Origin of the sequence: Streptomyces sp. NPDC001068 (genome assembly GCF_042897315.1) — a bacterium.
Lineage (GTDB): Bacteria > Actinomycetota > Actinomycetes > Streptomycetales > Streptomycetaceae > Streptomyces.
Genome location: NZ_JBIAYD010000002.1, coordinates 217,814 through 238,028 on the forward strand (window position 1 = coordinate 217,814; position 20,215 = coordinate 238,028).

The 20,215-nt window shown below is 71.8% G+C and carries 18 protein-coding genes; 11 read left to right on the plus strand and 7 right to left on the minus strand.

Features of this window, described 5'->3' with window-relative positions:
* Complete coding sequence (locus ACFY3I_RS06300; protein WP_390859592.1) at window positions 1-1,050, plus strand: helix-turn-helix domain-containing protein; 1,050 nt, start codon at window positions 1-3, stop codon at window positions 1,048-1,050.
* A 72-nt stretch (window positions 1,051-1,122) separates the two neighbouring features.
* Here the strand turns inward: ACFY3I_RS06300 and ACFY3I_RS06305 are convergent, their stop codons facing one another.
* Both ACFY3I_RS06305 and ACFY3I_RS06310 read right to left on the minus strand, forming a co-directional pair.
* On the minus strand, window positions 1,123-2,046 hold the full coding sequence (locus ACFY3I_RS06305; RefSeq protein WP_390859593.1) for an RNA polymerase sigma-70 factor: 924 nt from the start codon (window positions 2,044-2,046) through the stop codon (window positions 1,123-1,125).
* Between the two features lie 108 nt (window positions 2,047-2,154).
* Window positions 2,155-2,922, minus strand: a complete 768-nt coding sequence (locus ACFY3I_RS06310; RefSeq protein WP_390859594.1) for an SDR family oxidoreductase — start codon at window positions 2,920-2,922, stop codon at window positions 2,155-2,157.
* Between the two features lie 221 nt (window positions 2,923-3,143).
* Here ACFY3I_RS06310 and ACFY3I_RS06315 point away from each other — a divergent pair, with 221 nt between their 5' ends.
* Window positions 3,144-3,590, plus strand: a complete 447-nt coding sequence (locus ACFY3I_RS06315; RefSeq protein ID WP_365289306.1) for a helix-turn-helix domain-containing protein — start codon at window positions 3,144-3,146, stop codon at window positions 3,588-3,590.
* A gap of 15 nt (window positions 3,591-3,605) precedes the next feature.
* Here ACFY3I_RS06315 and ACFY3I_RS06320 read toward each other — a convergent pair whose 3' ends face one another.
* Window positions 3,606-4,430, minus strand: a complete 825-nt coding sequence (locus tag ACFY3I_RS06320; RefSeq protein ID WP_390859595.1) for an enoyl-CoA hydratase/isomerase family protein — start codon at window positions 4,428-4,430, stop codon at window positions 3,606-3,608.
* Window positions 4,431-4,632: 202 nt separating this feature from the next.
* On the opposite strand from ACFY3I_RS06320, the gene ACFY3I_RS06325 reads away from it, so the two are divergent.
* The 7 genes from ACFY3I_RS06325 to ACFY3I_RS06355 all read left to right on the plus strand — a co-directional run bounded on the left by ACFY3I_RS06325 (window position 4,633) and on the right by ACFY3I_RS06355 (window position 11,678).
* On the plus strand, window positions 4,633-5,535 hold the full coding sequence (locus ACFY3I_RS06325) for an alpha/beta hydrolase (protein WP_390859596.1): 903 nt from the start codon (window positions 4,633-4,635) through the stop codon (window positions 5,533-5,535).
* A gap of 28 nt (window positions 5,536-5,563) precedes the next feature.
* On the plus strand, window positions 5,564-6,463 hold the full coding sequence (locus ACFY3I_RS06330; protein ID WP_390859597.1) for an NAD-dependent protein deacetylase: 900 nt from the start codon (window positions 5,564-5,566) through the stop codon (window positions 6,461-6,463).
* Window positions 6,464-6,617: 154 nt separating this feature from the next.
* Window positions 6,618-6,752, plus strand: a complete 135-nt coding sequence (locus ACFY3I_RS06335) for a hypothetical protein (protein ID WP_390859598.1) — start codon at window positions 6,618-6,620, stop codon at window positions 6,750-6,752.
* 586 nt (window positions 6,753-7,338) lie between these two features.
* The gene (locus tag ACFY3I_RS06340; protein ID WP_390859599.1) at window positions 7,339-8,016 is read left to right on the plus strand and encodes a cytochrome P450; all 678 of its coding nucleotides are present in this window, start codon (window positions 7,339-7,341) and stop codon (window positions 8,014-8,016) included.
* Window positions 8,017-8,183: 167 nt separating this feature from the next.
* Window positions 8,184-9,191: a JmjC domain-containing protein gene (locus ACFY3I_RS06345; RefSeq protein ID WP_390859600.1), complete on the plus strand. Its 1,008-nt coding sequence runs from the start codon at window positions 8,184-8,186 to the stop codon at window positions 9,189-9,191.
* A 47-nt stretch (window positions 9,192-9,238) separates the two neighbouring features.
* Window positions 9,239-10,120, plus strand: coding sequence for a GNAT family N-acetyltransferase (locus tag ACFY3I_RS06350; protein WP_390859601.1), 882 nt, complete (start codon window positions 9,239-9,241; stop codon window positions 10,118-10,120).
* Between the two features lie 202 nt (window positions 10,121-10,322).
* A complete protein-coding gene (locus ACFY3I_RS06355; RefSeq protein ID WP_390859602.1) occupies window positions 10,323-11,678 on the plus strand; it encodes a mycothione reductase in 1,356 nt (451 codons plus the stop codon).
* A gap of 400 nt (window positions 11,679-12,078) precedes the next feature.
* On the opposite strand, the gene ACFY3I_RS06360 is transcribed toward ACFY3I_RS06355, so the two are convergent.
* Genes ACFY3I_RS06360 through ACFY3I_RS06375 form a run of 4 tightly spaced genes read right to left on the minus strand, consistent with a single transcriptional unit; the run spans window position 12,079 to window position 16,902 of the window.
* A complete protein-coding gene (locus ACFY3I_RS06360) occupies window positions 12,079-13,728 on the minus strand; it encodes a glycoside hydrolase family 43 protein (protein WP_390859603.1) in 1,650 nt (549 codons plus the stop codon).
* Between the two features lie 29 nt (window positions 13,729-13,757).
* Complete coding sequence (locus tag ACFY3I_RS06365) at window positions 13,758-14,699, minus strand: carbohydrate ABC transporter permease (RefSeq protein ID WP_390859604.1); 942 nt, start codon at window positions 14,697-14,699, stop codon at window positions 13,758-13,760.
* The gene (locus ACFY3I_RS06370; RefSeq protein ID WP_390859605.1) at window positions 14,699-15,598 is read right to left on the minus strand and encodes a carbohydrate ABC transporter permease; all 900 of its coding nucleotides are present in this window, start codon (window positions 15,596-15,598) and stop codon (window positions 14,699-14,701) included. The genes ACFY3I_RS06365 and ACFY3I_RS06370 overlap by 1 nt, the downstream gene beginning before the upstream one ends.
* Window positions 15,595-16,902 carry an extracellular solute-binding protein gene (locus ACFY3I_RS06375; RefSeq protein WP_390859606.1) on the minus strand — a complete coding sequence of 436 codons (1,308 nt, stop codon included), beginning with the start codon at window positions 16,900-16,902 and terminating at the stop codon, window positions 15,595-15,597. The genes ACFY3I_RS06370 and ACFY3I_RS06375 overlap by 4 nt, the downstream gene beginning before the upstream one ends.
* 283 nt (window positions 16,903-17,185) lie before the next feature.
* On the opposite strand from ACFY3I_RS06375, the gene ACFY3I_RS06380 reads away from it, so the two are divergent.
* Together ACFY3I_RS06380 and ACFY3I_RS06385 are read left to right on the plus strand one after the other, a co-directional pair.
* Window positions 17,186-18,187, plus strand: coding sequence for a LacI family DNA-binding transcriptional regulator (locus ACFY3I_RS06380; protein WP_365292622.1), 1,002 nt, complete (start codon window positions 17,186-17,188; stop codon window positions 18,185-18,187).
* A gap of 270 nt (window positions 18,188-18,457) precedes the next feature.
* Complete coding sequence (locus ACFY3I_RS06385) at window positions 18,458-20,065, plus strand: endo-1,3-beta-xylanase (protein ID WP_390859607.1); 1,608 nt, start codon at window positions 18,458-18,460, stop codon at window positions 20,063-20,065.
* The last annotated feature ends 150 nt before the right edge of the window (window positions 20,066-20,215 follow it).

Here is a 20,215-nt window from a genome sequence, read left to right on the forward strand (position 1 = left end):
GTGCGCGAGGATGGCGCGGTGGCCGCGTCGTGCCAGGTGGCGGCCGGTGGAGAGCAGAGACCGGAGCCGGAATTGGAATTGGACGTCGTCGGCCTCAGCGACGCATCGCAGCTCGTCTACACGGCACTGGTCGGGCTGCCCCGGGGCAGCGCCTCCGAGATCGCCGAAGCCTGCGGGATGGGTGCGGTGGCGGCCGGCCGTCAGCTGTCCGCCCTGGTGAAGGACGGTCTCGCGATCAAGTCGACGGGCCGTCCGCCTCGTTTCACGGCCGCCGCGCCGGACGTGGCCGTCACCGAGCTCATCCGGGAGGGCGAACGGCGGCTCGACGCCGCCCGGTTCCTGGTGCGCCGGCTCGCCGAGACGCATCGCGAGGCCCACCGGATCAGCGACCCGAGCATCGCGGTCGAACTGCTCACCGGTCACGAGGACATCAACTCGGCCTTCCGGCGGCTCACCGGGAGCGCCCGGCAGCAGGTGCGCGCCTTCGACCGGCCTCCGTACGTGAACCGCCCCGGCAGCGACCTGGAGAACCAGCGGCGGCGGCAGCACACCGGAGTCGCCCACCGCGTCGTCTACGACCGGGCCGCCGTGGCGTGGCCGGGCCGGCTGCGCGACGACATCCTGCCGAGCGTGCGGACCGGCGAAGAGGCCCGGGTGCGGGCGGAGTTGCCGCTGAAGCTGGTGATCGCCGACGACCGGTCGGCGATCATCCCCTTCAGTCTGGCCACCGGCGGCCACTCGGTGGCCTACCTCGTCCACCGCTCGCCCATACTCGCCGCGTTGGAGGCGCTCTTCGAGGCCGAGTGGGAACGCGCCACCCCGTTGCGCGACACCACCCCGCCGGCCGGCCGGGGCGACGGCCCGGACGCCGCCACCCGTGCACTTCTGGGACTGCTCGCTTCCGGGTGCACGGACGCGGCCATCGCCCGTACGCAGGGCTGGAGCGAGCGCACCACCCAGCGCCGTATCCGTCGTCTGATGACGGAACTGGGCGCGGCCACCCGCTTCCAGGCCGCGGCCCAGGCGGCCCGTCGCGGCTGGCTGGAGTGACTCGCACCCCGACTGCCGCCGCACGCGGTGGGCCGCGCCCGGATTCTCCCCGGCCCTGGCTGTGACGCCCGGTCAGTTCGCGGACCCGCGCGCCCGGTTCGCCTCGCGCAGGGCCTGCCGGGCATCCGCCACCGGACCGACGTGGGCGAGCTTGTCGGGGTTGTTGACCGTGCGGATCGTCTGGATCCGCCCGTCGAGGACGTCAAGTGCCCAGGTACTGAGGACCTGTCCGTCCCGGTCACGGAAGACCGAGCCGGGCTGTCCGTTCACCTGTCGCGGTTCGAGAACGCCTCCGCCCCTGATCACCAGGGGCGCGAACGCCGCCAGCACCCGGAGCACGTGCCCGGCGCCGAGGATCACCGGCTTGAACCGGGGCGCCTTGCCGCCGCTGTCCCCGATCATCCGGACGTCGGCGGCCAGCAGTTCGGCCAGGCCGTCGACGTCGCCCTCGCGGAACGCGTCGAAGAAGCGGGCCGCGAGTCTCTCGCGTTCCTCGCGGTCCGCGTCGAACCGGACCCGGCCCTCGTCCATGTGCCGGCGGGCCCGCACCGCGAGCTGGTGACATGCCGCCTCCGACCGGCCCACGGCCGCCGCGATCTCCGGGAAGCCGAAGGCGAACACCTCCCTCAGCACGAAGACCGCGCGCTCCAGCGGGGTGAGCCGCTCCAGCAGGAGCAGCGCCGCCATCGACACCGAGTCCGCCAGCTCCGCCGACCGCACCGGATCCTCGTACGGGTCGGTCAGCAGTGGTTCGGGGAGCCACGGTCCGGCGTACTCCTCCCGCCGGACGCGGGCCGAACGCAGCACGTCGATCGAGATCCGGGTGACCACGGTCGACAGGAACGCCCTGGGCGACTCGGGCGGCGTGCCGACGGCCTGGTAGCGCAGCCATGTCTCCTGGACCGCGTCCTCCGCCTCGCTCACACTGCCCAGGATCCGGTAGGCGATCGAGAACAGCAGCGGCCGCAGCTCCTGGAACTCCTCAGTCGGTGTCACGCCGGATCCTCCCGGTTCGCCGGAATGCCGTACGGCCCGGGGTACGGCCCCGGGGTACGGGCCCGCTCCAGCGCCGACCGCCCGTCCGGCGGCGGTCCGCCGCGGCCTTCACCAGGGCACCGGCCCCTCCGCGGCGAGGAATCCGCCGGTCGGACCGTCCGTGGAGAGCGTGGCCAGGCGCACCACGGTCGCGGCGCCCTGGGCGACCGTGAGGATCCCGGTGTGGTTGTTGCCGTCCGTGTCGACGAATCCGGGGGCGACCGCGTTGACCAGGATGCCGTCGCTCCGCAGCTCGTTGGCGTACTGCACGGTCAGGGCCGACAGCGCGCTCTTGGACGGGGCGTAGGCGGCGGACGGCGGCAGTGCGGTGAAGGGGCCGTCCGGATCGCTGGTGAGCGTGAGCGACGCGGCGTGGCTGCTGACGTTGACGACACGGGGCGCCGGCGACCGCCGCAACAGCGGGAGCATCGCGTTCGTCACCGCGATCACCCCCAGGACGTTGGTCTCGAACACCGCCCGGACCATGTCCAGGTCGACGGAGCTGGGAACCTGGTCGTGGGCGTCCTGGGGCGACACCTGTCCCGAGCCGCTGATCCCGGCGTTGTTGACCAGTACGTCCAGCCGCCCGAAGCGCTCCTCGATCCGTTTCGCGGCCTCCTGGACGGTGGTCCGGTCGGTGACGTCCAGGGCGACCGCGTGCGCGTCGCCGCCGGTCGCGCGGACCGCCGCGGCGGCCTTCTCGCCGCGCAGCGGGTCCCGGGCCCCGATCACGACCGTCATGCCCAGCGCGGCGAGCTGCTCGGCGACGCCCCGGCCGATTCCCCTGTTCGCCCCGGTGACCAGCGCGACCTCACGGCGCGCGCTCCCCTCGTTCATCATCCGCTCCCTGTGGTCGAGGCTTCGGCGCGGGCTCCGTCCGGAACCCGCCTTCACCACGTCTGACGAGACAGGCGGCGAGTTTCTGACATGCGGGCACCGGTCTCCCGACCGGTCCGCCCCGCGGCGGCATGGGGCGGGGCGGAGGGCCGGACGTCCCGGGCATGGATCCGCCTGCATGGTTTAATATTGAAACCTTCAGCTCCGGGAGGAGGACGCACATGCGCAAGACCGACCTCAGTGGCGAGTCCTGTCCCATCGCCCGCTCGCTCAGCGACATCGGCGACTGGTGGTCGCTGCTCATCGTCCGGGACGCGCTCGCGGGCACGACCCGGTTCAGCGAGTTCCAGCGCAGCCTCGGCTGTGCCAAGAACATCCTGAGCACCCGTCTGGCCAAGCTCGTCGAACGGGGCGTGCTGACCCTGGCTCCGGCGGCCGACGGGAGCGCCTACAAGGAGTACCGGCTGACCGAGAAGGGGAAGGCGCTGCGCGTTCCGCTGGTCGCGCTGCGGCAGTGGGGCGAGGAGCACCTGTTCGAGGCGGACGAGGAACGGCTGAGCCTCGTCGACCGGCGCGACGGGCTCCCGGTCGCCCGCCTCTCGATGCACGCCCAGGACGGTCGCGTCCTGGACCCCGACGACGTGGAGATCCGCAGCACCACCAGCTGACCGCGGGCGGGACCCTCAGAGCTCGCCGAGCGCCGCGCCGAACTCGAGCTCGGTGCGGGAGCGCTCCTGCATACCGCGCTCCATGAGGGCCCCCAGCCGCGCGGCGCCCGAGGGGTCGCGCGCCAGGATCTGGAAGAAGCCCGAGTCCACCTGGACGTCCTCCTTCGGCGCCAGGCCGGCCGCGTTGATCCGGCGCTTCGCGAGCCGTACCGCGGCCTCCGGGAAGCCCGCGATGCGACCCGCGAGACGCTCCACGTAGGGGATCAGCTCCCCGTCCGGCAGGGCCTTGTTGACCACGCCGATCCGCTCGGCCTCGCGCCCGTCCAGGTCCTCGGAGCCCAGGATCACCTGCATGGCCTGACCACGGCCGGCGAGCCGGACGAGCTGCTGGACGGCGCCGGCTCCCGGGAAGAGACCGGTGCCCACCTCGATCTGGCCGATCACGGCGCGCTCCAGGGACGCGAACCGCATGTCGCACGCGTAGAGGAACTCGGCCCCCGCGCCGCGGGCCCGGCCCTCCAGGGCCGCGATGGTGACGGGGCGCGCCTCGCTGAGCCTGCGGTACAGCGCGCCGAGGCTGACGTCGTCGGGGCCGCCGGAGGTCGCCGCCGCGGCCGTGTACTGCGGGATCCGCCTGACGTCGACGTGCGGAAGGAAGAAGTCGGGGTCGGCGCTGCGGAACACCACGACCCGCGGGCCGCCGTCGGCCTCCGAGTCGTCGAGCAGGGCTACCAGGTCCGCGACGAACCGCTCGTCGATCAGGTTGAGCGGCGGGTTGTCGATCGTCGCCCACAGCACACCGTCGGCCAGTTCGGTGGTGATCGTTTCGTAGGTACGCATATGACTCTCTCCTCATTGATCCGAATTGATCCGATTGATGCCGGTGAATTCCGCCTCAAGACGGTCGAGACGGTCGATGTCGCACGAAACAGTCCGAAGTCCATTGCGATTCACGATCCGACGGCTCTATCGTGACAGTGGTGGTTTAAAGTTGCAACCAGATGGCCGCCACAGACCGATCGAACCCCCCGAGGAGAACCCCATGTTCAACCGCACCGACGAACACATCCGGCTGCCCGACGGCACCGTGCTGCACGCATGGCTGTTCCTGCCGGAGGGCCCCGGCCCCCATCCGGCCGTCACCATGGCGCACGGCTTCGGCGGCACGAAGTACCACAACATCGAGCCCATCGCCCGGGAGCTCGCGGCTGCCGGTTTCGCGGTCTCGCTCCACGACCACCGCGGCTTCGGCGACAGCGGAGGCACGCCCCGTCACGACATCGACCCCTACCAGCAGATCGAGGACTGGCGCCGGGTCGTCTCGCACCTCCGCACGCTCCCCGCCGTCGACGCCGACCGCATAGGGCTGTGGGGCTCCAGCTACTCGGGCGGACACGCCTTCGTCCTGGCCGCCACCGACCGCAGGATCAAGGCCGTCTACTCACAGGTCCCCACCGTGAGCGGCTCCGAGACGGGACGCCGACGCGTACCGCCGCACCTGACGCGACAGCTGGAGGAGTCCTTCGCCGCCGACGAACTCGCCCAGGCCCAGGGCGAACCCCCGGCGACCCAGGCGTTCGTCAGTGACGACGGGTCCACGACCGCGTCCTACCGGGCGACGGACGCCATCGCGTTCTATCTCGGGCACAACGCACCGGAAGGCCTGTGGGAGAACAAGGTCACCGTCCAGTCCAACCGGCGCTTCCGGTCCTACGACCCTGGCCACTGGATCGACCAGATCGCACCCACCCCGCTGATGATGCTCGTGGCCACCGGCGACACGGTCGCCCCCGCGGACCTCGCCCTGCGGGCCTACGAACGCGCCCTGGAACCGAAGGAACTGGTCCTCATCCCCGGCGGCCACTTCGATCCGTACCTCGACGGCTTCGAGACCAGCACCGCTGCCGCCATCCGTTTCTTCGGCAGCCACCTGCGCCGGCCCTGAGCCGACGCCGACTCCGTACCCTGGCGGCATGCGCATGCGCCCCACCCTGAGCTGGACCCCAGCCGCGGACCTGCCGCCGGGTACCACCGACCTGGAACCGGTCGTCGACGCGCTGGGCACCGGCGGTGTGCTGGTGCTCAGCGGCGCGGGCCTCTCCACGGAGTCGGGCATCCCGGACTACCGGGGCGAGGGCGGGAGCCTGAGCCGGCACACCCCGATGACCTACCAGGACTTCACCGGTGGCGCCGACGCGCGGCGCCGCTACTGGGCGCGCAGCCACCTCGGCCGGCGTACCTTCGGCCGCGCCGTCCCGAACGCCGGTCACCTGGCCGTGGCCGCCTTCGCACGGCACGCCCACCTCTCCGGCGTGATCACCCAGAACGTCGACGGTCTGCACCAGGCCGCCGGCAGCGAGGGAGTCGTGGAACTCCACGGCAGCCTGGACCGGGTCGTCTGCCTCTCCTGCGGCACCTTCAGCGCGCGCGGCGAACTCGCCCGGCGGCTGGAGGCCGCGAACCCGGGTTTCGACCCGGTGGCCGCCGGGATCAACCCGGACGGCGACGCCGACCTCACCGACGCCCAGGTCGGGGACTTCCGCACCGTGCCCTGCGCCGACTGCGGAGGCGTCCTCAAACCGGACGTGGTGTTCTTCGGCGAGGCGGTTCCGCCGGCGCGCGTCGAGCACTGCCGACAGCTGGTCCGTGAGGCCTCCGCACTGCTGGTTCTCGGATCGTCGTTGACGGTGATGTCCGGACTCCGGTTCGTCCGTCAGGCGCATCAGGAGAACAAGCCGGTTCTGATCATCAACCGCGACCCGACCCGAGGCGACACCCATGCCCTCACCAGGGTCGCGCTCCCCCTGGGAACGGCTCTGACCACCGTGGCCCGCCGCCTCGGCATCCCTGACGGCGGCGGTCCCGCGAGCTGAGGCACCCGCGGGGGGCGTCCCCCGGCGTGAGCATGCCGCCAAGATCGTGGGGTTGTCCATCAAGGGCGTGTCAGGGCCCCTCGTTTCCGGTCTCCGGCTGGGTTTCGATGAGGTCGTTCGGCCTCCGAGCCTGGAACGCCGCACATCGAATGAGGTGCGGGGCATCGCCGTACCGGCCTGCCCGGCACCCGGAAACGGAGAAACCATGAAGATGATCAAGGCGATCGTGAAGAAGTTCAAGCAGGACGAGGACCTCGCCACCAACGCGTGGCCCTACCACGTCATCTGATGCGCATCGCCGGCGGAGGGCAGGGACACGACGCTGCCTCCGCCGGCGGTCCGCGGGCGGAGTACGGCCGGCCGGAACCGCCGTGCCGTACTCCGTCGCCGTCCGGCCCGCAGCCGCGGGCCGGACGGCATCGCTCACAGGTTCCTCCAGTTCTCTGCAATCCCCTGCATTCCCCTCCATTCCCCTCCACCGAAGGCGGATCCACCCGTGGAACAACTGGCGCCCGCAGCGGTGCACGGCCATGGCGTCGTGTTCGCGCCACGGATCCAGGACCTGCTCGCGAGACAGGACAAGGTCTTCCGGATCGACGCGACCACGGTCGGCGTCTCCGACTTCCGCCTTCTCTCCGACATCGTCGCCGCGCGCCCCGTATTGGCGTCGGAACGCTCGGTCTACAAGCCGGCCGCGGGAGCGGACGTCGACCACGACAGCGCGACGCGCACGATCCGCGCACTGGGGCAGGACGTCATGGCGGGCGTCCGGACTCCTCCCCCCGCCGGCGCGCGGACTGTCCGGCGCCTGGCCCGAATCGGCCACCTCGTACCTGCGCACCTGGCTCTTCGCGTCCGACCCGCTTCCGGTCTCGTTGCTGTCGAAACGCGGCGTCACACGCTCCGACGGGCTCTCGCGCCTCGCCGACCGTGCGGTCACCCTGTGGCCGGGATCCGGCGCCGGGAGCGGAAGCACCGCGCTGGCCGGGCTGATCCACGACGCCACCGGCGACCGGGACCGAAGACAGGCCGTCGCCCTGTACCGGCGGGCGACGGCCACCCTGTGCGACGGTGTGGCCGCCCTGGCGGCCAACGCCCTGTGGCTCATGGGGCCGGCCCGTGCGCGGGAGGAATCCGGGGCCGGCCTCACCACGGTCCTGTGGGAGACGCTGCGACTGCTCCCGCCGGCGTGGATGCTGTTCCGCAAGGGCGGCCCCGGGTACGCCGGGCTCCACCCCGGAATCCGCCCCGAGGACGACCTCGCGCTCTTCCCCCTCCTGATGCACCGGGATCCGGACCACTGGACCGATCCGCTGGAGTTCCGGCCGGAACGGTGGGCGGGTGTGGCGGACCCGGAGAAGACACCGGCGTTCATGCCGTTCGGGTTCGACGGGGCCCGCTGCTGGGCCAAGCACCTGGTCGTACCGCTGGCCGAGCGCCTCCTCGACGTCGCCCTCGACCACCGGCTCGCCCTGCGCGGCACACCGCGGGAGACGCACGTACCCCTGCGTTCCCTGCTGTCGGTCCGGTTCGAGGCGGACACCGGCGTGTGACCCGACGCCACCGCGCTTCGGCATCCCGCCGACACCGGACACGGGCGCGGAGCGCCGACACGACCGCCCCCCTTGCCGACCACCCCCCTTGCCGACCGCCCCCCTCGCCGACCGCCGGCACCGCCGGCCACGCGCGGCGTCCACTCGCACCGACCACGGGAAACACCATGGAATCACCCACGCTGGCCGACTGGGTCGGCGACGTCGAGAGCTTCGCGGGCCGGCGATGGCAGCGCGAACCCGCCCTCTACACGCCCGAGGGGTTCACCTCGCCTTTCGACCTCGCCGAACTGGACGCGGCCTTCGACAGCGGGCTGCTGCGCACGCCGTACCTGGAGATGGTCCGCTCCGACAAGGTCGTCGTACCGGCCGACGCCTACACCACGTCACGCACGGTCCAGGGCACCGCGCAGCACGGTTTCGCCGACCGCGCGAGGGTCCTCTCCCTGCTGCGTACCGGGGCGACACTGCTCCTGCGCTACGTCGACCAGTGGCACGGGCCTACGGGCCGGCTGGTGGCACGGTTGTCCGAGGAGCTCGGCCGGCACGTCGAGGCGTTCTTCTTCGTCACGCCCGCGGGCGGCCAGGGTCTCGCCCTCCACCGCGACGACGCCGACGTCTTCGTCCTCCAAGTGTCCGGACGCAAGAGCTGGTACGTGCACGACGCACCGGCGGTGGCGGACTGGACACTGGGTGAGCTGCCGGACGGCGAACGCTCTCCCCTGCTCCTCAACAGCGACCTGGTGCCCGGCAGCGTGCTCTACGTCCCCCGGGGCTTCGCGCACCGCGCGGTCGGCGCGGACGGCTTGTCCGCCCACCTGTCGCTGACGATCCGCGACATCTCCGTACCGGACCTGCGGGCGGTCCTCCAGGAGTGCCTCCACGAAGGGCTGAGCCTTCCGGCGCGACCGCTCGGTGAGGCGGCGATAGGCGACGCCTGCGCAACCCTGCTCAGCCATGTCCGGGCGCGGCTCGACACGATCGGGCCGGAGGAACTTCGGCGCGCCGCACGGGCCGTGCAGGCGCGCCGGGCGGCCCCGGGCCCGTCGACCGGCACGTTCACCGAGTCCGCACGGACCTGGCAGGCCGACGGTCCCGGCGCAAGGCGCGGCGCGGTGGCGTCCGTCGGACACACCTGGCGCCGGCTGCGCGGCGCGGCGCGCGTCGTGAACTGACGCATCGCACACGTCCGCCAGCCCCCACGACACCCCAGGGACACGCCTTGCCCGCCCGCATCACCGCGCTGGTCGAACCCGACGCCACCACCACGAGCCACCGTCTGGCGTGGCTCGCCTCCGACACCGCCGGCCTCCCCGTCGGCTCGGCCTTCCTCCGCGTGTACACCCGTCCCGGCCAGGAGCATCTCGCCGAGCTGGAACTGCACGTGCGCCCGGACGACTCGCCGTCGGACACCGGCCCCCGCCTGCTGGACGAGGTCCTCGCCGCCGCGCGGGAGCACGCGCGGCGGCGGGTCATCGCCCACACCGGCGACGGCTCCCTCCCCGAGCGGCTCCTCACCGCCCGGGGATTCCACCGGGTGCTGACCCTGACGGCCGCACGCCTGGCCCTGGCCGAGGTGGACCTCACCGCCCTGTCCGCCGCCGTCGACCGGCCGCACCCCGGGTACCGGCTCGCGTCCTGGGACGGCATGGTCCCGGAAGGGTTCACCGGCACCTTCGTGGCATCCCGCCGTGCCATGGACGACACCCCGTCCGGCGGGGTCGACTTCCGGGCCGTGCCCTGGGATTCGGAGCGGGTACGGGCGGCGGTCGCGGCGGTCGCGGAACGCGGCGAGGTCCTTCACACCGTCGTCGCCGTCAGCGAGTCGGACGGCACGATCGCCGGCTACACCGAACTGGCCGTGCCGGGCGACGGCCGGGGTGACGCCCGGCACTACGGCACCGCCGTACTCCCCGAGCACCGGGGACACGGCCTGGGCCTGTGGATGAAGGCCGCGTCCGTCCGGCGGACGCGCGAGGTCCACCCCCTCCTCCGCGCCCTGCTCACGGAGACCGCCGACGGCAACCGCCACATCAGGCGTGTCAACGACGCTCTCGGCTACCGGCCCACCCACGTCACCCACCAGTACCAGTACGACCTGTAGCCGACGGCCCGCGAGGCTCCGCCCCGGTGCCTGCGGCGGCTGCCACCACGTGCCGGGCTCGGACCCGGCGGCGGCTGCCAGGAGGTGCCGGGCTCGGGTCCGGCGGTGGTGGAAAGCGGCGTGCGCGCACAGAATTGTGATCGGTGCGACCGCGCTCTCACGGCCACGCGGCCGGTGTCCCGCCCACGGAAGGTGGCCAGACATGCGGCAATACGATCTCGTCGTCCTGGGGGCGGGCAGCGGCAACATGCTGCTGTCCGAGGAATTCGACGGTTTGCGGACCGCCATCGTCGACCCGGACCGGTTCGGCGGCACGTGTCTGAACCGGGGATGCATTCCGAGCAAGATGTTCGTCGTCGCCGCGGACGCCGCCGAGGACGCCCGGACGGCGCAGCGTCTCGGTGTCCACGCGAGCGTGTCGCACGTCGACTGGAAGTCCGTCCGGGACCGCGTGTTCAACCGCATCGATCCGCTGCACGAGAGCGCGGTGGAGTACCGCAGGGGCAAGGGCGTCGACGTGTTCACCGAAGCGGCCCGCTTCGTCGCCCCCAAGGTCCTCGAGGTCGGGACGGAGCGGATCACCGCCGAGACGATCGTCGTGGCGGTCGGATCGCGACCGGTGGTGCCGGACATCCCCGGCCTCGACACCGTCGCCTTCCACACCTCGGACACGATCATGCGCATCGACGACCTGCCCGCGTCGATGCTGGTGCTGGGCGGCGGCTTCATCGCGGCCGAGTTCGGTCACGTGTTCTCTTCGTTCGGGGTGGACGTCACGATCGTGCAGCGCGGGCCGCGCCTGCTCATGGCGGAGGACGAGCAGGTGTCGCAGCGCTTCACCGAACTCGCCGCCCAGCGGCAACGCCTGCTGCTCGACTCCGAGGTCACCGCGGTCGAACCGAAGGGCGACGGCGTCACGGCACGGGTGGCGGGACCGGACGGCGAGCACGACGTCGAGGCCGGCATGCTGCTGGTGTGCGTCGGGCGCAGGCCGAACACCGACCGGCTGCGGGCCGCCGCCGGCGGGCTGCAGTTGGACGAACACGGTCACGTCGTCACCGACGACGCCTACCGCACCTCCGTACCCGGGGTGTGGGCACTCGGTGACGCGGTGAACCACTTCCAGCTCAAGCACGTGGCGAACGCCGAGTCACGGGTGGTGCGGCACAACATCCTCCACCCGCAGGACGTACGGACGCTGTCGAACAACGTGGCGCCGCACGCGGTGTTCACCAGCCCGCAGATCGCCTGCGTCGGCCTCACGGAACAGGAGGCGCGGCACCGCGGCATCGACTACGTGGTGAGCGTGCGCGACTACGCGGACACCGCCTACGGGTGGGCCCTTGAGGACACCACCAGTTTCGTCAAACTCCTCGCGAGCCGGGCCGACCGCATGCTCCTCGGCGCGCACATCATCGGACCCCAGGCCGCGACGCTCATCCAGCCACTGATCCAGGCCATGTCCCTGGGACTGACGGTGGACCGGATCGGGCGCGACGTGATGTACATCCACCCGGCGCTGACCGAGGCCGTCGAGCAGGCGCTGCTTGGCCTGTAGCCACCGGCAGGCCTCCGGCACACCCCGCGCGGCTCAGTCGGGCCGGGGCGGCTCCCGGTCGGCGGCGTCCTCACCTCGAACCGGCACGAGGAGTTCACGTAACCGGTTCAAGCGGTGACGATCTCGGCATGGCGCTTCGAGACCTGTCAACGAGGGTCGACGATGGCCTATCGCACATGCCTGGCTCCCGGAGTGCCCGGGACTCAGGCGCGCCGTGTACCGCCGCGGAGCGACCGGCACTTCCTGATCACCTATCAGAACAGTGACGCCCATCACGCGGAATCACGCCATCGCCGAGCGCGGGCGAGGCCGGATCGGCCCGCCCGGTGGGGTGTGACCGGACGGAGTGGAGACCGGACGCCGGATGCGGGGGGCCGGCGGCCGGTTGTCCGGGGGTGGGTCAGTGCTCGCGGTACGTGGCGTGGTCGAAGTCCGCGACGGCGCCGTCGGCTCCGATGTCCTGGACCCACAGGCCGAGGAAGGCGCCGGTGAAGGCGGGGCTGGCGGCGCGGCCGTCGGGCGCCTGTTTCTCCCCGGCGTACTCGTCGGACAGGATCGTCGCGTCCAGGGGCGGCCCGAGCGGTGTCCAGTCCTTGCCGGGCGGACGGTGGTCGAAGCGGACCTGCGGCAGGTCGAGCCTCACCCGCAGTTCGACGGGTCCGGTGTCCGGCAGCACCACCGTGGGCCCCTCCAGCCGCCGGCCGTCGTCGCAGGTGAGGACCGCCAGCACCCGGCGCCCGTCGTCGTCGCGGCTGACGTAGGCGTAGTGCCAGGTGCGGCTGTCGTAGTACGCGGTGACGCCGGCGAGTTGGCGTACGTCGGCCGGGTCGAAGTCGACGGACGTCTCGAGCGAGCAGTGGAACGAACCCGCGCGGCGGGCGACCAGGCTCGGCGTGCGCAGCCCACGCGGTGACTGGCCGCCGTGGAGGCGGAGGTGGGAGGGGCGGGCGGTCAGGTCGGCCCAGTCGGGGGTGGCCGGCCGGCGCAGGGTGGCCCAGTGCGGGCCGAGCCGGTCGCCTTCGAAGTCGTCGCGCGCGGGCGGGTGCGGGAACGGGTGGGCGGGGAGCCGGGGAGCGGGGACCTGCCGGGCGGGGACGCCGTCGGCGACCCGGGGCCAGCCGTCCTCGGACCACTCCACCCGCTGCAGGGCCGTCTCCCGGCCGAGTACACAACGGCCGAGCGGGCCGTCGGGGCGGCCGGTGAGGTGGGCGAGGTACCACTCGCCGGTCTGGGTCCGGACCAGGCTGCCGTGGCCCGCCTTCTGCAGAGGCAGTTCGGGGCGGCCGCGGGAGGTGAGGGTGGGCCCGGCGGGGTCCGGCTCGTAGGGGCCGAGCAGGGTGCGGGAACGGGCGACGGTGACCTGGTGGTCCCAGGAGGTGCCGCCCTCGGCGGTCATCAGGTAGTAGCGGCCGCCGTGCCGGTACAGGTGGGGACCCTCGGTGACGCCCGCGGCGGTGCCGTGGAACAGCATGTGGACCTCGCCGGTGAGGCGGCCGGTGGCGCAGTCCCAGCGCTGCGCCTGGATACCGGCGAAGGGGTCGCGGCGCGGGCGCCAGTCGCCGGTCAGCGACAGCATCCAGCAGGTGCCGTCCGGGTCGTGGAACAGCGAGGGGTCGAAGCCGCGGGCGTGCACCGGCAGCGGGTCCGACCAGGGGCCGGAGGCGGAGGGAGCGGTGGTGACGTAGTTCTGGGCGTCCCACCAGCCGCCGTGGTGGTTGTCGACCCGGGTGAAGACCAGGTGGAACAGTCCGTGGGCGTACGACAGGCAGGGTGCCCACACCCCGCCCGAGTCGGGGACACCGGACAGGTCCAGCAGCCGGAGGTCGTCGAGGGCGCCGGGCAGTGGGCGCCAGTGGACGAGGTCGCGGGAGTGGTGGATGCGGACGCCCGGGTGCCATTCGAAGGTGGAGGTGGCGAGGTAGTAGTCGTCGCCGACGCGCAGGATCGAGGGGTCGGGGTGGAAGCCCGGCAGGACGGGGTTGGTGAGCATGCCGGGCTGGTGCGCGGACGTCGCGTCCGGGGCGGCGGCCTTGGTGGCTCCGGTGGTCATGTATGCCTTTCCGAGGGGGCGTCGGGCGGTCACTTGCCGAAGCCGGCGGTCAGTCCGCTGAGCAGGTGGCGGCGTCCGAAGAGGTACGCGGCGAGCAGCGGCAGCAGGGACAGCACGACCGCGGCCATGGTCGCGGGGACGTTGATGCCGCCCTGCTGGCCCTGGTAGTTCCACAGGCCCAGGGTCACGGTGCGGCGGGCGTCGCTCTGGGTGAGGACGAGGGGGAAGATGAAGCCGTTCCAGGCGCCGAGCGCGGTGTAGACGCCGACGGTGACCAGGCCGGGCCGGGTCAGGGGCAGCACCAGGGAGCGCAGGACCTGGGTGGAGTTCGCGCCGTCCACGGTCATCGCCTCGTACAGCTCGCCGGGGATGTCGCGCATGGTGGAGGTGAGCACGAGGATCGCCATGGGCAGGGAGAACGCGGCCGTCGGCAGCACGATCGCGGTCAGCGTGTCGTACGTGTGCAGCCGGGTGATCAGCAGGTAGACCGGCACGATGGTGGCCTGCGCGGGGATCGCGAGGCCCATCAGCATCACGGAGAACCCGGCGGAGACGAGACGGCTGCGGCTGCGGACGACGGCGTACGCGGCGGGCAGGGAGAGGGCCAGCACCAGGGCCACGGTGGACACCGTCACGAGGACGCTGTTCCACAGGTAGGTGGCGAAGCCGGAGTCCAGGACCGTTCGGTAGTTGGACAGCACGACGTGGTGCGGCACCGACAGCGGTCCGGCGTCCAGGTAGTCGCTCTTCTCGCGCAGGCTGGACGCGAGCACGTAGTACAGCGGCACCGCCACGATCACCAGCCATACGGCGGCGCCGAGGCCGCCGAGCCGGTCCGGGCGCCGGCGCGGACGGCGACGGCCGGGGCGGGGCGCGCGTGCCGTCCGCGGGCCCGGCGCCGCCACGCGGACACCGCCCGGCGCGCCGGGCGCGGTGGACCGTCCGTCGGGGGTGAGGGTCTTGGCGCTCATCACAGTCCTTCCCGCTGGCTGGCCATGCGCCGGAAGCCGGTGACGCGGACCACCAGCAGGGACAGGGTGGTGCCGGCGACGAGCAGGAGTACGGCGAGCACACTGGCGTAACCCATGTCGAAGCTGCTGAAGCCGGTCAGGTACATGTGCAGCGGCAGGATGCGGGTGGAGGTTCCGGGGCCGCCGTTGGTGAGGATCAACACGATGTCGAAGTAGGTGAGGGAGCCGACCAGGATCAGTACCGAGGAGGTGACGACGGTGTTGCGCAGCTGGGGCAGGGTGATGGAGAAGAACTGCCGCCACCGCTCGGCGCCGTCGATGGTGGCCGCCTCGTAGAGCTGGGCGGGCACCTGGCGGGCGGCGGCCTGGTAGAGCAGGGTGTGGAACGGCACGAACTGCCAGGTGATGACGGCCATGACGGTCCACAGCGCGAGGTTCGGGTCGCCGATGAAGTTGCCGTCGTCGACTCCGAGCCAGGGTCCGATGGTGTGTGCGAGGCCGAAGTTGGGGTCGAGCAGCGCGGAGAACAGCAGGGCGACCGCGGCGCTGGACATCAGCAGGGGGACGAAGAACAGCGTGCTCAGAACGGCTCGGCCGCGCTGGTGGCCGGCGCACCAGACGCCGAGGGGAAGGCAGATGAGGGTCTGCACGGCCCAGGTGACGGCGGTCAGCAGCAGGGACAGCCGCAGCGACTGGCCGAGTCGGGGATCGTGCAACAGGCGGGACCAGTTGGCCGTGCCGGCCCAGTGCGGGCTGCCCAGGCCGCTCCACCGGCAGAAGCTCAGGCCGACGACCAGGGCCATGGGGACGACGGCGAACAGGGCGAAGTACAGCAGAGCGGGGACGGCCCAGAGGGCGCCGGGCCGTCCGTCGTGCCGGCGGGTGGCGGTGCAGCTCACTCGGTGTCCATGGCGGTGACGAACTGCTTCGGCGTGGACTGCTTGTTGAAGACCTTCTGGAGTTCGGTCAGCAGCTTCTGCGCGGTGGCCGGGTCGAGGGCCTGGTCCCAGGACTGGGTGTACGACGGGGCCTGCTCGACCAGGCCGTAGACGAAGGTGGTGTAGTCGGCGTGCGGGCCGGACTCGAGCTGGTCCTCGATGCCCGCGATGGCGGGGACCTGGCCGATGCCGATGAGGTCCTCGACGTACGAGGGTTCGGCGACGGTCCTGGTGACGAAGTCGACGGCGGCGGCCCGGTTCTTCGACCTGGCGGTTACGGAGAAGAAGTTGGAGGGGTTGCCGACGATGTCCTTCGGGTCGCCCTTGCCGTGCGGGACGGTCGGGAAGGTGGTCCAGCCGAGCTTGCCCCGCTTGACGAAGTCGGGCGCGGTGGCGAGCTGGCCGGCGTACTCCCAGGAGCCCATCAGCTCCATCCCGGCCCGGCCCTTGGACAGCAGTGCGTCGGCGCCGCCCGAATCCTGGCCGACCGAACCGTAGTTGGTGCCGAAGGCGCCGCGGTCGACCAGGTCGCGGATCATCGTGAGGGCGGTGGTGACCGCCGGGTTCTTCCAGGCGCCGGGCTTGCCGGCCTGGATGTCGGCGAACACCTGGGGGCCGCCCACGCGGTCCAGGAGGTACTCGATCCACATCAGCTCGGTCCAGGCCTGGGAACCGGCGAGCGCGATCGGGGTGACGCCCTCGGCCTTCATCCTGTCGATGTCGTCGAGGAGGTCCTGCCAGGTCGCGGGCGGCGCGTCGATGCCCGCCTTCGCGAAGACGTCCTTGTTGTAGAAGAGCGCGACCGGCTGCACACCTTCCATCGGCACGCCGTAGATCTTGCCGTCGATCGTGCCGCCGGCCAGGACGCTCGGCAGGAACTTCGCCCTGAAGGCGGGGGCGAGGTCGCCGCTCAGGTCGGCGACCTCGCCGGACTTCACGTAGGTGGACAGATTGCCGCCGCCCCAGTTGAGGAAGACGTCGGGGGCGTTGGGCGAGCCGAGGGCGGTCTGGAGCTTCTGCTTGTAGGGATCGTTGACGAAGAACTCGATGCTCGCCCCGGTGTCCTTCGCCGAGGCGTTGTACGTCGTGACGGATTTCCTCTGCACCGGGTTGAGCGCCGTGTCCTGCAGGGACCAGACGCTCACCTCGCCGGCGCCGCCGGCGCCGGTTCCGGGTCCGCTGCTGCCGCACGCCGTCGCGGTGGCCGCCAGGACCGCGGCGGTGGCCAGGGTGGTGGCCGTTCTGAGGGTCAGGGCACGCTTCATCGAGGGAACACGCTCCTCCGGGAGCCGGAAGATTGCGGCTCCACTCGACCGAAAGTTACGATAGTTTCTGCGTGGAGGAACGTAAGGTTTCCGACCGTCAGCGTCAACGCGGCGGTGGGTAACAGTGCGGTCACGGGCACCGGCCGGGAGTGAGCCCCTCGGAGACCGGAGGCGTCCCGATCGGTGTCCTCTACGCTGGCCGCGACCGTCCGACAGCAGCGAGGTGACCGTGGTCGACACCGACCGCTCCACAGTGTCCGAGCAGGCAGCCCCCCCTGCCCGCGTGACGATCGCGGAGATCGCGCGCGAGGCCGGGGTGTCGGTCGCCACGGTCTCCAAGGTCCTCAACGGCCACTCGCACGTCGCCGACGCCACCCGCGAGAAGATCGAGGCACTGCTGGAGGGCCACAACTACGTACGCCGCCGCAGCCGCCCCACCCACTCCGTGGGTCTGATCGACCTGGTCATCAACGAACTGGACAGCCCCTGGTCGGTGGAGGTCGTACGCGGCGTGGAGGAGACCACCGCGCAGCACGGCAGCGGCCTGGTCGTCACGGCCGTGCACGGCCGGCCCGCCGACACCCTGCGCTGGCTGGACAACCTCACCAGGCGCGGGAGCGACGGCGTCATCCTCGCCGTCACCGCCCTGGCCAAGGGGCAGCGCCGCAAGGTGCAGGACCTCGGCGTCCCGCTGGTCGTCGTGGACCCCGTGGGCAACCCGGACCCCACCATCCCCTCGGTCGGCGCCACCAACTGGCACGGCGGTCTCGCCGCCACCCAGCACCTGTTGGAACTGGGCCACCGCGGAATCGGCATCATCACCGGACCCGACGACGTGCTCAGCGCCCGCGCCCGCCTCGACGGCTACCGCGCCGCGCTGGAGAGCGCCGGGATCGGCGTCGACCCACGGCTGGAGATCCGCGGCGACTTCCACCACGAGACCGGCTTCACCGGCGCCCGGCAACTGCTCGCGCTGCCGGAGCCGCCCACGGCGATCTTCGCCAGCAGCGACCTGCAGGCCCTCGGCGCCTACGACGCGGTGCGCCGGGCCGGGCTCCAGGTCGGGCGGGACATCAGCATCGTCGGCTTCGACGATCTGCCCGTCGCCGCCTGGGCCTCCCCGCCGCTGACCACCGTGCGGCAGCCGCTCAGCGACATGGCCGCCATGGCCGCCCGCATCGTCCTGCAGGGCGTGGACAACGTGCTCACCGGCGGCATGCAGCGTCTGGAGCTGGCGACCGCCCTGGTCGAACGCGAGAGCACCGGGCGGCCGCCGGTCCGGTAGCAGCGCCTCCCGCCCGAAGGGGCCCCGCACTGCGGGGCCCCTTCTCGGCATGCGCCGGAACGAGGCCGGACAGGGCGGTCCAGGGGGATCCGGTGCGATCCATTGACGCGCACCCCGCGGGGTTCTACGGTTCCGGATCGAAAACACAGCGACAGTTTCCGACTTCAAATGTCGTTCTTTCGGAGCCATCTCCTGAGCGTCACCGCACGGGGTCTCCGCGTCCTTCACACCCTCCGCGTCCTTTCCGTACTCACTGCCAGGGAGTCCGCCTTGAGACTTCGCACCGCCCTGACGGCGTCCGCCACCGCGGTGGCCGCCGCTCTCGCCCTGCTCGCCGCCGGGACGGCGTCCAGCACGGCCGCGAGCACTACCGCGCCCGGCACGGCGCAGAGCGCCGCGCTCACCGCCCGCAACCTGCCCGCCGACGGCAAGATCCTGCCCGTCATGGGTCAGGACTCCGACACCCTGTCCGACTACAGGACGCAGGTCCTGGACAACGGCGCGCTCAACGCCCCGGAACCCGGCGGCGTCACCCTCTACACCAACCTCGTCGAGGGGGGCAGCCCGGCGCCGCTCGCCGGGATGTTCTCGCCCGCCGACTGGGGCAGCGGCACCGTCGACTTCAACAGGACGCTCGCCCAGTACCCGGGCGCGGCCCTCGCCGTGGGCCTCTACCTGTCCGACGCCACCGCGGGCTGCGGCAACCAGCCGCTGCGCGCCATCATCGGCCGCTCCGACGCCGACATCAGCCCGCAGCTCACCCAGCGGTACCGCGGCGACATCGACCGTATGGTCAGCCAGTTCAAGACCTGGAACCGGCAGGTCTTCCTGCGCATCGGATACGAGTTCGACGGCCCCTGGAACTGCTACAACGCCGACTTCTACAAGCAGGCCTTCCAGTACATCAAGGGCCGTATCGACGCGCTCGGCGCCACGAAGGTCGCCACCGTGTGGCAGTCCGCCGCGTGGCCGCTGAACGCCTCCCCGGACCACCCCGAGTACAACTACACGGTCACCGACGCCAACCACCTCAACCCCTGGTACCCGGGTGACCAGTACGTGGACTACGTCGGCCTGTCCGCCTTCTACAACTCCGGTTCGCTGGCCACCCAATGGGGCTGCAGCAGCTATGACGCCAACCCCGTCACCCTGCAGAACCGGGTACTGGACTTCGCCCGCTCGCACGGCAAGCCGGTGATGATCGCGGAGGCCTCCCCGCAGGGCTACAGCACATCGGGCCACACCAAGAGCTGCATCATGAGGAAGAACCCGCAGGCCGCCGATGCCGGCACGCTGCTCAGCGAGTGGTACGCGGGCTACTGGTCCTGGATCGAGCAGAACAGCGACGTCATCCGTGTCGCCGCGTACATCAACACCGACTGGGACGCCCAGACCCAGTGGCAGTGCGCGAACGGCGCTCCCGCCGGCGGCACCGGCTGCGCCAACGGCTACTGGGGGGACGCCCGCGTCCAGGCCGACCCGGCCGTCCGGGACGCCTTCCTCGGCGAACTCCGCAAGTGCGTCTTCGTGGGCGGCACGACCGGTACCTGCGCGGGCGGCGGCCCGACCGGCGATCCGACGGGCGGCACGACCCCGCCGCCGAGTGGTGACTTCACACAGGGAGTGGCCACCGGCAGCGGCGGCCACGACACCATCTGGTTCAAGCCGAACGGCGCGGCCGAGACCTTCGTCGCCGTCCACTACTCCCTGCCGGGCACCGGCCAGCTCAACTACATGTCCACCTACAACAGTTCGACCGCCCGCTGGGAACTCCCCGTCACTGTGCCCGCGGGCGCCACCCTCACGTACTACTTCGACTACCAGCCCACCACCCAGACCTACCAGAACACCACCGCCCACTACACCTTCACCGGCTGACCAACGAACCCACCGGCAGGAGTTCACCGCCGAAGGCGGGGCGCAGGGCCGTCGCGCACACCGGCGGCCCTCCGCCCCGCGTCGGCGGTGACTCCGACCGGATTCACTCGTTTGACGGAGCGGCACACCAGCGTGTCCCAGCGTGTCCCC

Coding starts and splice junctions, on each gene's coding strand:
- ACFY3I_RS06330 (WP_390859597.1), top strand. CDS start 5,564: ATGCGCATGCGCCCCACCCTGAGCTGGACCCCAGCCGCGGACCTGCCG.
- ACFY3I_RS06315 (WP_365289306.1), top strand. CDS start 3,144: ATGCGCAAGACCGACCTCAGTGGCGAGTCCTGTCCCATCGCCCGCTCG.
- ACFY3I_RS06375 (WP_390859606.1), bottom strand. CDS start 16,902: ATGAAGCGTGCCCTGACCCTCAGAACGGCCACCACCCTGGCCACCGCC.
- ACFY3I_RS06320 (WP_390859595.1), bottom strand. CDS start 4,430: ATGCGTACCTACGAAACGATCACCACCGAACTGGCCGACGGTGTGCTG.
- ACFY3I_RS06355 (WP_390859602.1), top strand. CDS start 10,323: ATGCGGCAATACGATCTCGTCGTCCTGGGGGCGGGCAGCGGCAACATG.
- ACFY3I_RS06365 (WP_390859604.1), bottom strand. CDS start 14,699: ATGAGCGCCAAGACCCTCACCCCCGACGGACGGTCCACCGCGCCCGGC.
- ACFY3I_RS06325 (WP_390859596.1), top strand. CDS start 4,633: ATGTTCAACCGCACCGACGAACACATCCGGCTGCCCGACGGCACCGTG.
- ACFY3I_RS06360 (WP_390859603.1), bottom strand. CDS start 13,728: ATGACCACCGGAGCCACCAAGGCCGCCGCCCCGGACGCGACGTCCGCG.
- ACFY3I_RS06310 (WP_390859594.1), bottom strand. CDS start 2,922: ATGAACGAGGGGAGCGCGCGCCGTGAGGTCGCGCTGGTCACCGGGGCG.
- ACFY3I_RS06345 (WP_390859600.1), top strand. CDS start 8,184: ATGGAATCACCCACGCTGGCCGACTGGGTCGGCGACGTCGAGAGCTTC.